Annotated in this window: 19 protein-coding genes and 1 tRNA gene; 3 read left to right on the top strand and 17 right to left on the bottom strand. The window is 71.4% G+C overall.

Going from position 1 to position 13,042, the window contains the following annotated elements; translation table 11 throughout:
• Positions 1-7: 7 nt before the first annotated feature.
• Positions 8-493, bottom strand: coding sequence for a MarR family winged helix-turn-helix transcriptional regulator (locus ACIQ6Y_RS12890; protein WP_404036655.1), 486 nt, complete (start codon positions 491-493; stop codon positions 8-10).
• A 537-nt stretch (positions 494-1,030) separates the two neighbouring features.
• On the opposite strand from ACIQ6Y_RS12890, the gene ACIQ6Y_RS12885 reads away from it, so the two are divergent.
• Positions 1,031-1,225, top strand: coding sequence for a hypothetical protein (locus ACIQ6Y_RS12885; RefSeq protein WP_404036652.1), 195 nt, complete (start codon positions 1,031-1,033; stop codon positions 1,223-1,225).
• Between the two features lie 30 nt (positions 1,226-1,255).
• On the opposite strand, the gene ACIQ6Y_RS12880 is transcribed toward ACIQ6Y_RS12885, so the two are convergent.
• The 9 genes from ACIQ6Y_RS12880 to ACIQ6Y_RS12840 form a co-directional block, all read right to left on the bottom strand.
• Positions 1,256-1,534 carry a hypothetical protein gene (locus tag ACIQ6Y_RS12880; protein WP_404036650.1) on the bottom strand — a complete coding sequence of 93 codons (279 nt, stop codon included), beginning with the start codon at positions 1,532-1,534 and terminating at the stop codon, positions 1,256-1,258.
• Positions 1,535-2,147: 613 nt separating this feature from the next.
• Positions 2,148-3,059, bottom strand: coding sequence for an RNA polymerase sigma factor SigF (locus ACIQ6Y_RS12875; RefSeq protein WP_404036647.1), 912 nt, complete (start codon positions 3,057-3,059; stop codon positions 2,148-2,150).
• A 354-nt stretch (positions 3,060-3,413) separates the two neighbouring features.
• Positions 3,414-4,277 (bottom strand): RNA polymerase sigma factor SigF, encoded by an 864-nt coding sequence (locus ACIQ6Y_RS12870; RefSeq protein ID WP_404036644.1) that lies wholly within the window; start codon positions 4,275-4,277, stop codon positions 3,414-3,416.
• 141 nt (positions 4,278-4,418) lie between these two features.
• Positions 4,419-4,712, bottom strand: a complete 294-nt coding sequence (locus tag ACIQ6Y_RS12865; protein ID WP_404036641.1) for a Dabb family protein — start codon at positions 4,710-4,712, stop codon at positions 4,419-4,421.
• Positions 4,709-4,888, bottom strand: a complete 180-nt coding sequence (locus ACIQ6Y_RS12860; RefSeq protein ID WP_404036638.1) for a hypothetical protein — start codon at positions 4,886-4,888, stop codon at positions 4,709-4,711. Before ACIQ6Y_RS12860 ends, ACIQ6Y_RS12865 begins: the two co-directional genes overlap by 4 nt.
• A 173-nt stretch (positions 4,889-5,061) precedes the next feature.
• A tRNA-Ser gene (locus tag ACIQ6Y_RS12855) sits at positions 5,062-5,146 on the bottom strand.
• A 57-nt stretch (positions 5,147-5,203) separates the two neighbouring features.
• Positions 5,204-5,713, bottom strand: coding sequence for a tRNA adenosine(34) deaminase TadA (gene tadA / locus ACIQ6Y_RS12850; RefSeq protein WP_404036635.1), 510 nt, complete (start codon positions 5,711-5,713; stop codon positions 5,204-5,206).
• 11 nt (positions 5,714-5,724) lie between these two features.
• A complete protein-coding gene (locus ACIQ6Y_RS12845; RefSeq protein ID WP_404036632.1) occupies positions 5,725-6,258 on the bottom strand; it encodes a hypothetical protein in 534 nt (177 codons plus the stop codon).
• Positions 6,259-6,572: 314 nt separating this feature from the next.
• The gene (locus ACIQ6Y_RS12840) at positions 6,573-7,118 is read right to left on the bottom strand and encodes a response regulator (protein WP_404038410.1); all 546 of its coding nucleotides are present in this window, start codon (positions 7,116-7,118) and stop codon (positions 6,573-6,575) included.
• Positions 7,119-7,213: 95 nt separating this feature from the next.
• Between ACIQ6Y_RS12840 and upp the strand changes: the two genes are divergently transcribed.
• Complete coding sequence (gene upp, locus ACIQ6Y_RS12835; protein WP_404036629.1) at positions 7,214-7,849, top strand: uracil phosphoribosyltransferase; 636 nt, start codon at positions 7,214-7,216, stop codon at positions 7,847-7,849.
• 144 nt (positions 7,850-7,993) lie between these two features.
• Here upp and ACIQ6Y_RS12830 read toward each other — a convergent pair whose 3' ends face one another.
• Together ACIQ6Y_RS12830 and ACIQ6Y_RS12825 are read right to left on the bottom strand one after the other, a co-directional pair.
• Positions 7,994-8,638 (bottom strand): LytR C-terminal domain-containing protein, encoded by a 645-nt coding sequence (locus ACIQ6Y_RS12830; protein WP_404036626.1) that lies wholly within the window; start codon positions 8,636-8,638, stop codon positions 7,994-7,996.
• A 159-nt stretch (positions 8,639-8,797) separates the two neighbouring features.
• Positions 8,798-9,094, bottom strand: a complete 297-nt coding sequence (locus ACIQ6Y_RS12825; protein ID WP_004943146.1) for a type II toxin-antitoxin system VapB family antitoxin — start codon at positions 9,092-9,094, stop codon at positions 8,798-8,800.
• Positions 9,095-9,198: 104 nt separating this feature from the next.
• Between ACIQ6Y_RS12825 and ACIQ6Y_RS12820 the strand changes: the two genes are divergently transcribed.
• The gene (locus tag ACIQ6Y_RS12820; protein WP_404036623.1) at positions 9,199-10,761 is read left to right on the top strand and encodes a helicase HerA-like domain-containing protein; all 1,563 of its coding nucleotides are present in this window, start codon (positions 9,199-9,201) and stop codon (positions 10,759-10,761) included.
• A gap of 37 nt (positions 10,762-10,798) precedes the next feature.
• Here ACIQ6Y_RS12820 and ACIQ6Y_RS12815 read toward each other — a convergent pair whose 3' ends face one another.
• From ACIQ6Y_RS12815 to ACIQ6Y_RS12795, 5 genes are all read right to left on the bottom strand, one after another.
• Positions 10,799-10,927, bottom strand: coding sequence for a hypothetical protein (locus ACIQ6Y_RS12815; RefSeq protein ID WP_404036620.1), 129 nt, complete (start codon positions 10,925-10,927; stop codon positions 10,799-10,801).
• 49 nt (positions 10,928-10,976) lie between these two features.
• Entirely contained in the window at positions 10,977-11,300 is a 324-nt protein-coding gene (locus ACIQ6Y_RS12810; protein ID WP_404036617.1) for a hypothetical protein, read from the bottom strand.
• Positions 11,297-11,458, bottom strand: coding sequence for a hypothetical protein (locus ACIQ6Y_RS12805; protein WP_404036615.1), 162 nt, complete (start codon positions 11,456-11,458; stop codon positions 11,297-11,299). The genes ACIQ6Y_RS12810 and ACIQ6Y_RS12805 overlap by 4 nt, the downstream gene beginning before the upstream one ends.
• Before the next feature lie 180 nt (positions 11,459-11,638).
• Positions 11,639-12,277: an HdeD family acid-resistance protein gene (locus ACIQ6Y_RS12800; protein ID WP_404036612.1), complete on the bottom strand. Its 639-nt coding sequence runs from the start codon at positions 12,275-12,277 to the stop codon at positions 11,639-11,641.
• A gap of 86 nt (positions 12,278-12,363) precedes the next feature.
• Entirely contained in the window at positions 12,364-12,960 is a 597-nt protein-coding gene (locus ACIQ6Y_RS12795) for an HhH-GPD-type base excision DNA repair protein (RefSeq protein ID WP_404036609.1), read from the bottom strand.
• Positions 12,961-13,042: the final 82 nt, after the last annotated feature.

The raw sequence follows: 13,042 nt of genomic DNA, 5'->3' as shown, positions 1-13,042 counted from the left end.
CCTTCTCTTACTTCGATTCCGCGGGTGTACGGGTGGTCTGCTGTGGTTCTTCGGCGTACGTGGCCCGGCAGTCGCCGAAGCTGTCGCGCAGGCGGGTCATCAGCCGGATGAGCTGGCCCACCTCGTCGTCGGTCCAGTCGCCGAGGCGGGTGGCCAGCAGGTGGGTCGTCCGCCGGGACAGCTCGTCGAGCTGGGCGCGGCCCGTGGGGGTCAGGCGCAGGATCCTGGAGCGTTTGTCCGCCGGGTCGGGGGAGCGCTCGATCCAGCCGCGGGCTGCCACGTGGGCGACGTGCCTGCTGGTGACGGACATGTCCACCGAGAGCAGCTCCGCGAGCCGGCTCATGCGTATCTCGCCGTTCCTGTCCAGCAGCGTCAGCACCGCCGCCGAGCCCGCCGGGCAGTCGGGCGGCAGAATCCTCGCCATCCCGCGCTTCACGGCGCCTACGGCGCTGAGCTGGCGGGCGAGTTCCTCGTACAACGCCTGCTCGGCCATGGGCACCTCCTGATTTGTTGCTTAGGGCAACCATAGAAGTAGATGGTTGCCGCAGGCAAACGAAATCGGCTGCATCGGCCATAAAAAGTTGGCAAAGCCAAGCATCGCGAACGTAAACCGGCCAAGAGGCTCGGCCACCCCGCCGTGGTGGTCATCGCTGGTTGTCGCATACGACCCCGCAGCCGGAACCACGGCGTCGGTGCGGGCGCCCACCGGCGGGAGTGGGGCGTGGGGGTGCGGCGCAGCCCGGCGCTTAGCTGGTTACCACCCACGTTCCACGTGTAGGCGGTCCTAGGGGCCAGACCCGCGCCGGGCTCGCCGCGCCCCCACGCCCCCGAACCACCCACCGGCAAAGGCAGCGCCCCACCGGCCGCACCCCTCCGGCGACGAGATCGCCCACCGGCAGAAGCGAAACGCAGGAGGGGCCCTGCAGAGGTGACGCCCCGTCCCGCGGGTGGACGGCTTTCGCAAGGTCGGTCGGCCCCAGGTGTACCCGCCGCTTGGGCCGCGCAGTCGGATTCGCTAGGCTCGCGGCCCATGGCCAACACCCAGGACCCGCAGGGCAACTACGACCCCGCAGGCAGCACCCAGATGTTCCGCGCGTTCGTCGACGAGGCGCCGCAGGCCGGCAGCAGCCCGCAGGCCTCTTCCGGCCCGCGGGTCGGTCTGATCCTCGGCGTCGTCGTGGCGGTCGCGGTCGTCGCGGCTGTCGCCTGGCTCGCGCTGAAGTAAGGCGGGCGGGCGGCCGACCCAGGCCGCCCGTCAGGCCCAGTCCACCGAGACGTCCCGCGTCTCGACGTGCATTCCGAGCGGTACCCGCCACGCCTCCACGCACACCTTCCAGGTGCGTTCCGCGCGGGCCCCGGCCGCGATCGGCACCGGCAGGTCCTCCGTCGACCTCACCGTGCCCCAGTCGATGCCCAGCGCCCCGATGATGTGCGTACCGAAGGTGACCGTCCCCGAACGCACCGCCGTACCACCGGCGTTGTGCATCTCCAGCGTCACGTCCTCGCACCAGCGCTCCGCCACAGTCTCCCGCACCGGTTCGCCCACCCTCAGCTCGGCCGGCGACGGCGACGGCGACGGCGAGGGCGACGGCCCCGGCGACGACGCAGGCGGCGGTGCCGACGGCGGTCGAGACGGCGTACGGCCCCCACCGGAGGGCGATGTGGAGCCGGCCCCGGAGGGCGATGTGGAGCCGGCCCCGGAGGGCGACGTGGAGCCGGCCCCGGAGGGCGTCCGGGACTCCGCCGCGGTGGGCGCAGGAGTGACCCCCTCCCGCCGCGTCGGCCCCGGCGGACGTGGGCCTGCCTCCACCGAACCCCGCCCCTCGACGGGCACCCGCCTCTGTCCACCCGGCGGCTCCGGCGGAACCAGCGGCACCAGCGTCACCCCACCCGTCGGCGCGACAACCGAGCCACCCGTCCCCGAAGACCCCGGAGCCCCCACCGCCGTATAGCCACCCTCCCCCGCCCCACCACCCCCGCAGCCGCTCAACGCCACCGAGCCCAGGCAGACGACGGCCGCCGAAGCACCCAGCAGGGCGCGTCGGCGGCCGTGTGTCGTAGATGTGGAGGCGGTCGTCGCTCGAGGCATCGCGACATGGTGGCTGACGGAGCGTCAAATGAGAAGCCCCGCGCACAGCCCCTTCGCGTCAGTCCGAGATCAGGCCGTCCCGCAGCTGGGCCAGGGTGCGGGTCAGCAGCCGGGAGACGTGCATCTGGGAGATGCCGACCTCCTCGCCGATCTGCGACTGGGTCATGTTGGCGAAGAAGCGCAGCATGATGATCCGCCGCTCGCGGGGCGGGAGTTTGGCCAGGAGGGGCTTGAGGGACTCGCGGTACTCGACGCCCTCCAGGGCCGTGTCCTCGTAGCCGAGGCGGTCGGCCAGGGAGCCCTCTCCGCCGTCGTCCTCGGGGGCGGGCGAGTCCAGCGAGGACGCGGTGTAGGCGTTGCCGACCGCGAGGCCGTCGACGACGTCCTCCTCGGACACGCCCAGCACGGTGGCGAGTTCGGCGACCGTGGGCGAGCGGTCCAGCTTCTGGGACAGCTCGTCGCTGGCCTTCGTCAGAGCCAGCCGCAGCTCCTGAAGCCGGCGCGGCACCCGCACCGACCACGACGTGTCGCGGAAGAAGCGCTTGATCTCGCCCACGACGGTCGGCATCGCGAACGTCGGGAACTCCACGCCGCGTTCGCAGTCGAACCGGTCGATCGCCTTGATCAGCCCGATCGTGCCGACCTGGACGATGTCCTCCATCGGCTCGTTGCGCGAACGGAAGCGCGCGGCCGCGTAGCGGACGAGGGGGAGGTTGAGCTCGATCAGGGTGTCCCGGACGTACGCGCGTTCGGGGCTGTCCTCGTCGAGGGCGGCGAGCCGCAGGAACAGGGAGCGGGAGAGGGTGCGGGTGTCGATGTCCCCCGAGGCCGGCGGGGCAGGGACAGGTGCGGCCGGGAGGCCCTGGGCCGGCGCGGCCTCGAGGACCGCGGCGTCGTCGAACGCGGCGTCGGGCGCGGACTCGCTCTTCGTGAGCGTGAGCACCTTCGAGCTGCCCTTGTCTGCGGACATGCCACCCCCTTTGGGTCGCGGACGGTCGCGGCCGGCCCTCATGCCGAGGAGCACAGCCCTCACCTGAATACCGGAGCCGGAGCCACGGCAAACGCGCTTCCCGCAGAATGTCACATGTCGGCAACACGCTGTAGTGACATGTCGACATGCGAGATGCGAATCGGCCCTGGAAACAGGGGGTGTGACGGTTTTTCAGGGCTTTTTCGACAGCAACGCCGCAGGTGGACGATTCGCTCTCGCAGGTTATGCCTCGCGCACGCGTTCTACCTGCTCTCCAGCGCCCCTCAAGGCACCCGAGCGCCCGAGGCGCCCGAGGCGCCCAAGGCACTCAAGACGCCCAAGACGCCGGTCCGGTCAGGCCTCGATGCGGTTCGCCATGCGCAGCCGCTGGAAGCTTCGCGCGAGCAGCCGCGAGACATGCATCTGGGAGACGCCGAGTTCGGCACTGATCTGCGACTGGGTGAGATTGCTGTAGTAGCGCAGCAGCAGAATGCGCTGTTCGCGTTCGGGGAGCTGGACCAGGAGGTGGCGGACCATGTCCCGGTGTTCCACGCCGTCCAGGGCCGGGTCCTCGTAGCCGAGGCGGTCGAGGAGGCCCGGCAGCCCGTCGCCCTCCTGCGCGGCCTCCAGTGAGGTCGCATGGTACGAGCGCCCCGCCTCGATGCACGACAGCACCTCCTCCTCGGTGATGCGCAGCCGCTCGGCGATCTCGGCGGTCGTCGGGGTGCGCCCGAAGGCGGTGGTCAGGTCCTCGGTGGCGCTGGTGACCTGCACCCACAGCTCGTGCAGCCGGCGCGGTACGTGGACCGTACGGACGTTGTCGCGGAAGTAGCGCTTGATCTCGCCGACGACGGTCGGCATCGCGAAGGTCGGGAACTGCACGCCCCGCTCGGGGTCGAAGCGGTCGATGGCGTTGATGAGCCCGATGGTGCCGACCTGGACGACGTCCTCCATCGGCTCGTTGCGGGAGCGGAAGCGGGCGGCCGCGTAGCGCACGAGCGGGAGGTTGGCCTCGATGAGCGCCCCGCGCACCCGGTCGTGCTCCGGTGTGCCCGGCTGGAGGTCCTTGAGCTGGGCGAAGAGCACCTGGGTCAGCGCCCTGGTGTCCGCCCCTCGGCTGCGTTGCGGAGCGGCCGGAGCGGGAGCCTCTTCCTGGGGCGGCGCAGTACTGGCCGACACGGTCAACGCCACCTCTTCATCGGTCAACTCATCCGTCAAAAGCGGTCATAGCATCACAAGACATGCCCACTGTGTGCAAGCACCGCATAACGCCGTGTTGAGGTACGAGTTGGGATGGATCGGGGCGTAAGACGCACAACGGCCCCGCACCGTTCAGGTGCGGGGCCGTCGGGAAGCGGCTCAGAACTCGTAGTCGGCGATCACCCACGTGGCGAACTCGCGCCACAGCGCCACGCCCGCCTGGTGCGCGGGGTGCTCGACGTAGCGGCGCAGCGCCTCGGCGTCCTCGAACGCGGAGTTGATCGCGAAGTCGTAGGCGATGGGGCGGTCGCTGAGGTTCCAGCCCAGCTCCCAGTGGCGGAGCTCGGCGATCTCGCCGTCGAGGGCGCGGAAGGCCTTCTCGCCCTCGATGACGCGCGGGTCGTCGCGGTCGACACCCTCGTTGAGCTTGAAGAGGACCAGATGGCGGATCATGACTTACCTCCGTGGGCGACCCAGGTCATGAAGTCGCCGATGGCCTTCGCGGCGTCCGATATGCCCTCGAACCCTATCTGCACGTAGTCGGCCGCCTTGGCCGGGTCCGTGATGATCAGGTACAGGATGAAGACCACGAGCACATAGACGGCGATCTTCTTCGCGTTCACCGCCACCGCGGCCTCCCCTGTCGTCGCCTGCCGATGTCACCTGTCATGGTCACGGACGCCCGTGCACCGGCGGCGAGTGTAACTAGAGGCCGTATTCAACGACCAACGCCCTACCGGTCGGCACACCGACCGGGGAACGCACGAAGGGCCCCGTCTTGCGACGGGGCCCTTTCTTCGAGCGGTAGCGGAGGGATTTGAACCCTCGGTGACTTGCGCCACACTCGCTTTCGAGGCGAGCTCCTTCGGCCGCTCGGACACGCTACCGAGGGAGACCTTACAGCACGCCGGGCCCAGGTCAGAAATCGGTATTCGGGCCGGTCCTCAGCGGGTCCGGAAGAAGTCCGTGAGCTGCCGCGCGCACTCGTCCGCGAGGACGCCCTCGACGACCTCGGGCCGGTGGTTGAGCCGCCGGTCGCGTACGACGTCCCAGAGCGAGCCGGTGGCGCCCGCCTTGTCGTCGCGGGCGCCGTAGACGACACGGTCGACGCGGGAGAGGACGATCGCGCCCGCGCACATCGTGCACGGCTCCAGCGTCACCACGAGGGTGCAGCCGGTCAGCCGCCACTCGCCGAGCCGCTCGGCCGCGCGCCGGATGGCGAGCACCTCGGCGTGGGCCGTGGGGTCGCCGCCGGCCTCGCGCTCGTTGTGCCCGGTGGCCAGGACCGTCGTACCGTCCGCGGCCAGCACGACGGCGCCGACGGGCACGTCGCCGCCCCGGACGGCCAGTTCGGCCTCCCTCAGGGCGAGGCGCATCGGGGCCCGCCAGGGGTCGCGCACCGGGTCGGGGACACGGTCGCCCGTGTCCCCGCCGGTCGGGTCGTACGTGGTCATGTCCTGAGCGGTCAGCGGACGGTCTCCAGGACCTCCGAGGCTCCGAGGGCCTCGGCGATCTCGGTGAGCGCGTCCTCCGACAGTGCCTTCAGCTCCTTCTCGCTGACGCCGAGGTCGTCGAGGACACCGGGATCGCCGACCGGCCCGTGCGGTACGGCGTCGGCGGTGGCGGCCGGTCCGGCTTCGTCGGAGTCGTCGTCACCGTCCTCGCCGTCCTCGGTGCCGTCGAGGTCGAGGGCGTCCAGGTCGTCCTCGTCGCCGGGTTCCCGGCCGAGCAGTTCGTCGGTGAGCAGGATCTCCCCGTAGCTGCTGCGGGCGGCCGCGGCGGCGTCCGAGACATAGATCCGCGGGTCGTCCTCGCCGTCGATGCGGACGACGCCGAACCAGGCGTCCTCCTGCTCGATCAGGACGAGAACGGTGTCCTCGTCGGGAGAGGCTTCCCGGGCCAGGTCGGCCAGATCCGACAGGGTCTCCACATCGTCGAGCTCTGTGTCGCTCGCTTCCCACCCGTCTTCGGTGCGCGCGAGCAGTGCGGCGAAGTACACCGTGACTCTCCCACTGGTCAGAGGCGTGCCGGTTGGGGGTCCCCCCGGCGGAGGTTACGGGCGGAGAGAGCTCAGGCTCCGAGCCCCACCCACTCGGAATCGTGGCAGAAACAAGGCGCCCAGGGGACGTCTTCGGCTCCCTGTGTCCGGCAGTTTCGATCGCGGACCTGCGATCGGCTCACCGGCGTGCTCGTCGCCACCACCAGCGGATCGTACGCGGGTTTTGCCGCGGCCCACGCATGCCCGGCAAGGTCAACGCCCGTGACAGGAGCGGATCTTCCCGTTCCGCCGCGATCTTTCCGAGCGGCGGTTCTCTACCAGCGGAACGTCCGCATGCGCATCGCGTGCCGCAGCCGCGCGGCCTTGGCCCGCCGCGGCTGAACCCGGTCACGCAGTTCCCTCGCCTCGGCGAGTTCCCGAAGAAACCGGGCGCGCCGCCGACGCCGTTCGCCGTCCGACTCCGTCACCTGCTCGTCGGCGCCGTCGACGCCGTCGACGCCGTCGGCACCGCCGGTGGGTCGGTCGCCGGTTCCGGCGTCGGAGGCACCGCGGGAGGCGCCGCCCGCGCCGGCACCCGAGCCGGCACTTGAGGTGCTGCCGCTGCCACTGCGGGCCGCACTGCGGGTGCCGCCGCGCGACGCCGAGCCGCGGTCGTCCGTCCCGGCCCCGCCTGTGCGCGTCCCGGTGGCGGCCCTGCCCCTGCCGCGCACGGTCGGGGCATCGGCGTCCGGTTTCCTGCCCGGTGTCCTGTTCCCGGTCGTACGGGAACCCGGCGTGGCGGCCCCGGCCATGTCGCCGGTGTCGTCACGGCCCTTGCGGCTTCCGCGTTCGGTGCCCTCGCGGTCAGGCAGGTCTGGCATCGGCTCACCACCCCGGTCCGTCCCTCCCACTGTCCCCCGGCCGGGTGGTTCCATGCCAGCGCGCGGCGACAGGGAGCGCGGTTACTGTTATGGACATGCGTCTCCACGTCGTCGACCACCCCCTGGTCGCCCACAAGCTCACCACGCTGCGCGACCAGCGCACCGACTCCGCGACCTTCCGGCGTCTCGCCGACGAACTGGTCACCCTGCTCGCCTACGAGGCCACGCGGGACGTGCGCACCGAGCAGGTCGACATCGACACCCCGGTGTCCCGGACCACGGGCGTCAAGCTCTCCCACCCGCGCCCCCTCGTCGTGCCGATCCTGCGCGCGGGCCTCGGCATGCTGGAGGGCATGGTGCGGCTGCTGCCGACCGCCGAGGTCGGCTTCATGGGCATGATCCGCAACGAGGAGACGCTCCAGGCCTCGACGTACGCCACGCGCATGCCGGAGGACCTGTCCGGGCGGCAGGTGTACGTCCTGGACCCGATGCTGGCGACCGGCGGCACGCTCGTCGCGGCGATCCAGGAGCTGATCAAGCGGGGCGCCGACGACGTGACGGCCGTCGTGCTGCTCGCGGCGCCCGAGGGCGTCGAGGTCATGGAGCGGGATCTGGCGGGCGCGCCGGTGACCGTGGTGACGGCCTCCGTGGACGAGCGGCTCAACGAGCACGGCTACATCGTGCCGGGCCTGGGTGATGCGGGAGACCGCATGTACGGCGCAGCCGAGTAGAACGCCCTCTTAAGGGGCGCGGGGAACTGCGCGAACAACCACGACGAACGCGTAGACGCCCGAGTGCCGTCGGCCCACGGTGCGTTCGCGGCTTTCCGCCCGTTGTGGCTGATCGCGCAGTTCCCCGCGCCCCCGAAAAACCGCTCAGCAGGTCTTCTTCGACGTGCTCGGGGCCGGCGCCGGTGCCGTCAGCTTCGTCACGGCCTGGGCCGCGTCCGCCTTGGGCGTCAGCGCGCGGAACCTGTTGCCGATGATCAGGTCGAGGGCCGTGCCCTTGCGGCCGGGCTCGGTGCGGCGCTCCGCGCCGGTGAGCTGGGTGGCGAGGACGGGCAGCGAGGTGTCCTGGGCGCCGGCCGGGCCGAGGAGCAGGCCGGTGCCCTTGATCTTCTTGTCGTACTGGGCGCCGGCGTTGCCGACGTCGCCGATGCGGAAGCCGCGCCTCTTGAGCTCGTCCGCGGTCTGCTTGGCCAGGCCCTGCCGGGTCGTGGCGTTGAAGACGTTGACGGTGATCCGGCGCGGTTCTGGCAGGGCCGCGGCCGCGCTGGGCGACGGGCTCGCCTTCCGGGTGCAGTCGGCCGTGGAGCCGGCCGCGGTGGTGCTGTCCCCGTCGCCGCCGGAGAAGACGTCGATGAGCTGCAACGTGCCCCAGCCGGCCGTGCCGAGGACGGCGAGGGAGGCGACGACCGCGAGGACGACCCTGCCACGCCGCCGAGGGCGACGCATTCGTGGGTATTTGTCCCCCGTGATCCGGTACTGGCCGCCCATGCCAGGGGGAGTCAGCATGCTCATGGGCGCAGCGTAGTGCGACCGAGCGGCGATGCCTACTAGATGATCATTCGACGCCGCACGGACCAACCCGAAAGGGCCAACGCCGGACGGTCGACGCCGAACGGGTCAACGTCGAAAGGGCCGTCGCCCGAAGGGTCGACGGAGGAGCGGCGGCTCGCGTCAGTCCAGCTCGAGGACGCGCGCGTGCAGCACCTGGCGCTGCTGGAGCGCGGCGCGGACGGCGCGGTGCAGGCCGTCCTCCAGGTAGAGGTCGCCCTGCCACTTGACGACGTGTGCGAACAGATCGCCGTAGAAGGTGGAGTCCTCGGCGAGGAGGGTCTCCAGGTCGAGCTGCTGCTTGGTCGTCACGAGCTGATCGAGGCGGACCGGGCGCGGCGCGACGTCCGCCCACTGCCGGGTGCTTTCCCGGCCGTGGTCGGGGTACGGCCGGCCGTTTCCGATGCGCTTGAAGATCACACGGAAAGCCTACCGGTCAAGACGTTCCGGGCGCAGCCATGGAGACGCAGTGCGACTCTGGAAAAGATGCCGCGAATCGGGGTGAAACGGAACAGGGGTCCGAGATGAGCGACCGCGAGACCATGCCCGGGACCACCGGCCGTGAGACCCCGGGCAGTGCCCCGGCCCTCCCTGCACAGGCCCTTCGGATCGCCGCCGGGTACGCCTTCACCGGCCCCGCCCTGGACCTCGGCGCCCTGCTGTGGGACGGGGTCTGTCTGCCGGACGCGCAGGTGCGCATCCCGTTGCCCGTCCTCAACCGGCACGGCCTGGTCGCGGGGGCGACCGGCACCGGCAAGACCAAGACGCTCCAGCTGATCGCCGAGCAGCTCTCGGCGCAGGGCGTGCCGGTGTTCCTCGCCGACATCAAGGGGGACGTGTCGGGGATCTCCGCGCCCGGGACGGAGAACGACAAGGTGCGCTCGCGGGCCGCCGAGGTGCATCAGCAGTGGTCGGCGACCGGCTTCCCGGCCGAGTTCTACGCCCTCGGCGGGCTCGGCCACGGCATCCCGGTCCGCGCCACCGTCACCGGCTTCGGGCCGGTGCTGCTGTCGAAGGTGCTGCAGCTCAACCAGACGCAGGAGCAGTCCCTCGGCCTGATCTTCCACTACGCCGACACCAAGGGCCTGGAGCTGGTCGACCTCAAGGACCTGCGGGCGGTCGTCGCCTTTCTGACCTCCGACGAGGGCAAGGCGGAGCTGAGGAACCTCGGGGGCCTGTCCACCGCCACGGCCGGGGTGATCCTGCGCTCGCTGACCGCCTTCGAAGCGCAGGGGACGGGCGCGTTCTTCGGGGAGCCGGAGTTCGACACGGCCGAGTTCCTGCGGACGGCCGGGGACGGGCGCGGCATCGTCTCGGTCCTGGAGCTGCCCGCCGTACAGGACAGACCACAGCTGTTCTCCACGTTCCTGATGTGGCTGCTGGCCGACCTCTTCCACGACCTGCCCGAGGTGGGCGACGTCGACCGGCCGAAGCTGGTGTTCTTCTTCGACGAGGCTCATCTGCTGTTCGACGGGGCCTCGAAGGCGTTCCTGGACGCCATCACGCAGACCGTGCGGCTGATTCGCTCGAAAGGGGTCGGCGTGTTCTTCGTGACGCAGACCCCGAAGGACGTCCCCGCCGACGTCCTCGCCCAGCTCGGCAACCGGATCCAGCACGCCCTGCGCGCCTTCACACCGGACGACCAGAAGGCCCTGAAGGCCACGGTGAAGACGTTCCCGAACTCCGCCTACGACCTGGAGGAACTCCTCACCGGCCTCGGCACCGGCGAGGCCGTCGTGACCGTCCTCGGCGAGAAGGGCGCCCCTACGCCGGTCGCCGCTACCCGACTGCGCGCGCCGCAGTCCCTGATGGGCCCGGTCGAGCCCGCCGAACTGGACCGCGCGGTGACGTCCTCGCCGCTGTACGAACGTTATGCACAGGCTGTGGACCGAGAGTCGGCCTACGAGAAGCTGGCGCCCGCGCCTGAGGCGGACAAGCCACGCGCCAAGGCCCCGAAGGAGGAGCCGTCCATGGTGGAGCAGGTCGTCGGCAGCGGCATGTTCAAGTCCCTGGCCCGCTCCATCGGCACACAGGTCGGCCGCGAGATCACCCGCTCACTCTTCGGCACGGCCCGCCGGCGGCGGTGAGGGCCGGGCGCCCGGTGAGGGCGCCCGGCTCGGATGCTCAGGGGCGGGTTTCGCGCTCCTGAGCCGGCGGGCGCGGCTCCGGCCGCTTCCGCTCCGGTTTGGGTGTGCCGCGCGCGGCCTCGGCGCGCAGCAGGGCGCGCAGGACCGCGTAGGGGTCCGAGGGCATCTCGGTGCTCCTTGCGTCGTGACGGACAGGGCCTGGGGGAGCGGCTCTGTCAGCAGCGCAGGACCACGGTGCGCAGCACGTCCGGGCCGTACGACGGGAGGGGTGCGGCCGGGACGGCGGGGACGGGTGGCCGCCGTGGGGCCCGGACCGGGTCCGGGCGCGGGGGCGCGACAGGCCTGGGCAGAACGCGGTGCGGCGGGCGCAGGGCCGTGTCCAGGACGTCGTACTCGACGATCTCGCCGGGGACGGCCAGGGCGGCCGGTGCCGTGAGGCCCGCCGCCGCCGAGGGTGCGCCCGGCAGCAGCAGGACGAGCGCCAGCGCGAGCGCCCGCAGCCGGCGGCGGCTGCGAGCGAAGCGCGGTGCGGTGCTCATGCCCGGTGCTGTGCCCGGCACGGCCCCGGCGTCAGCACGCCGAGGCCGAGAACCGCCCGCTCGGACCACATGCGCCGCTCGCAGGGTGCGCGGTGCCTGCCGGCGGGGCCGAGCGTGACGAAGACGGTGACGATCTCCAGGACGCCGACGGACCCCACGCGTCCCTCACAGAGAGCGTGGCACCGTGAGGTGCGGCCGGGCATGACGGGGCGGTGACGATCTCTGCGAGGGCGTCGGGTCACACGCGTTGCTCGAGGGTTGTGCGGTACCTGTCGTGCGGGGCCGGGCATGTCGGCGGCGGTGACGGTCCCCCGGGGCCGTCGGATCGCACCCGCCGCTCACAGAGTGCGCGGCACCTGTCGGACGCGGCCGCGCATGACGACGGCCGTGACGATCTCCACGACGCCGACGGCCACGAGCCAGATGCCGCCGACGAGGGTGAGGACCGCGACCGACTCGAAGGGTGAGTCGATCAGCACGATGCCGCCGAGGAACGTGAGCACGCCGAGGAGGATCTGCCAGCCGCGGGCCGGCATCGAGCCGTCGGAGGCGGCGGCCAGGGTCTGGGTGATGCCGCGGATGAGCCAGCCGATGCCGATCCACAGGGCGAGCAGCAGGATCGACTGCATCGGGCCGCGGAAGCAGAAGAGACCCAGCAGGATCGACAGGGCGCCGCTGATGAAGGCGAGGACGCGCAGGGCGGTGGTGCGGTGGGTGCCGAACGCGGCGACGAGCTGGAAGACCCCGCTGATCACGAGGTAGAGCCCGAAGAGGATGCCGGCCGCGAACAGGCTGGCCCCGGGCCAGACCAGGACGAGGACGCCGAGGATCAGCGAGGCGACGCCGGTCAGCAGGACGACCTGCCAGGCGGCGCGGGAGAGGGCGTGAAGGGGGCCCTCGAAGGGGGGTTCCGGCTCACGGGGGGTGGGGCGCGGGGGTGCGCCGCCATGGACGCGGCGGTCGTCGTACTCGGTCATGATCAATGCTGCGACCGGGCGGCGGCGGTCCGCTACCTGGCGGAGTCCGTCCTGGTGACGTCCGCCCGCCCCCGAGGGAACCGCCCTCAGGCCTTTTCTCCTGCCTTGGCTCTTTTTGCGGCTGCCTTCAGCTCCTGCTTGTGTGCGCGCACCTTGGACAGGGACTCCGGGCCCGTGATGTCGGCGACCGAGCGGAAGGCGTCCGGTTCGCCGTAGGAGCCCGCCGCCTCGCGCCAGCCCTTCGGGCGGACGCCGAGTTGTTTGCCGAGGAGGGCGAGGAAGATCTGGGCCTTCTGTTTGCCGAAGCCGGGGAGGTCCTCCAGACGGCGGAGCAGCTCGCGGCCGTCGGGGACGCCCTTCCAGACGAGCTCGGCGTTGCCGTCGTAGTGCTCGACGAGGTAGTGGCACAGCTGCTGGATGCGCTGCGCCATGGAGCCGGGGTAGCGGTGCACGGCCGGTTTCTCCGACAGCAGCGCGGCGAAGTCCTCCGGGTCCTGGGCGGCGATGTCGTGGGCGTCCAGGTCCCGCGCGCCGAGCCGGTCGGCGATGGTCCGCGGTCCCTTGAACGCCCACTCCATCGGAACCTGCTGGTCCAGCAGCATCCCGACCAGCGCGGCGAGGGGTGAGCGGCCGAGCAGTTCGTCGGCCGCGGGGTCCTGGGCGAGGTGCAGCGTGACGTCCATCCCCCGATCATCCCTCCGCCTGGGTCGCGTAGCATTTCGCAGCACAGACTTAGGCAAGGCTTACCTAAAGCGAAAAGGGGTC

Source organism: Streptomyces sp. NPDC096205 (genome assembly GCF_044763135.1).
GTDB lineage: Bacteria > Actinomycetota > Actinomycetes > Streptomycetales > Streptomycetaceae > Streptomyces.
This window is presented reverse-complemented; position numbering and strand designations above follow the sequence as displayed.

Excerpts from the sequence above, each read along its gene's own strand:
- ACIQ6Y_RS12820 (WP_404036623.1), top strand. The coding sequence starts at position 9,199 with ATGAGCGACCGCGAGACCATGCCCGGGACCACCGGCCGTGAGACCCCG.
- ACIQ6Y_RS12865 (WP_404036641.1), bottom strand. The coding sequence starts at position 4,712 with ATGATCCGCCATCTGGTCCTCTTCAAGCTCAACGAGGGTGTCGACCGC.
- ACIQ6Y_RS12885 (WP_404036652.1), top strand. The coding sequence starts at position 1,031 with ATGGCCAACACCCAGGACCCGCAGGGCAACTACGACCCCGCAGGCAGC.
- ACIQ6Y_RS12810 (WP_404036617.1), bottom strand. The coding sequence starts at position 11,300 with ATGAGCACCGCACCGCGCTTCGCTCGCAGCCGCCGCCGGCTGCGGGCG.
- ACIQ6Y_RS12815 (WP_404036620.1), bottom strand. The coding sequence starts at position 10,927 with ATGCCCTCGGACCCCTACGCGGTCCTGCGCGCCCTGCTGCGCGCCGAG.
- ACIQ6Y_RS12800 (WP_404036612.1), bottom strand. The coding sequence starts at position 12,277 with ATGACCGAGTACGACGACCGCCGCGTCCATGGCGGCGCACCCCCGCGC.
- upp (WP_404036629.1), top strand. The coding sequence starts at position 7,214 with ATGCGTCTCCACGTCGTCGACCACCCCCTGGTCGCCCACAAGCTCACC.
- tadA (WP_404036635.1), bottom strand. The coding sequence starts at position 5,713 with ATGACCACGTACGACCCGACCGGCGGGGACACGGGCGACCGTGTCCCC.
- ACIQ6Y_RS12795 (WP_404036609.1), bottom strand. The coding sequence starts at position 12,960 with ATGGACGTCACGCTGCACCTCGCCCAGGACCCCGCGGCCGACGAACTG.
- ACIQ6Y_RS12830 (WP_404036626.1), bottom strand. The coding sequence starts at position 8,638 with ATGAGCATGCTGACTCCCCCTGGCATGGGCGGCCAGTACCGGATCACG.
- ACIQ6Y_RS12840 (WP_404038410.1), bottom strand. The coding sequence starts at position 7,118 with ATGCCAGACCTGCCTGACCGCGAGGGCACCGAACGCGGAAGCCGCAAG.
- ACIQ6Y_RS12890 (WP_404036655.1), bottom strand. The coding sequence starts at position 493 with ATGGCCGAGCAGGCGTTGTACGAGGAACTCGCCCGCCAGCTCAGCGCC.
- ACIQ6Y_RS12875 (WP_404036647.1), bottom strand. The coding sequence starts at position 3,059 with ATGTCCGCAGACAAGGGCAGCTCGAAGGTGCTCACGCTCACGAAGAGC.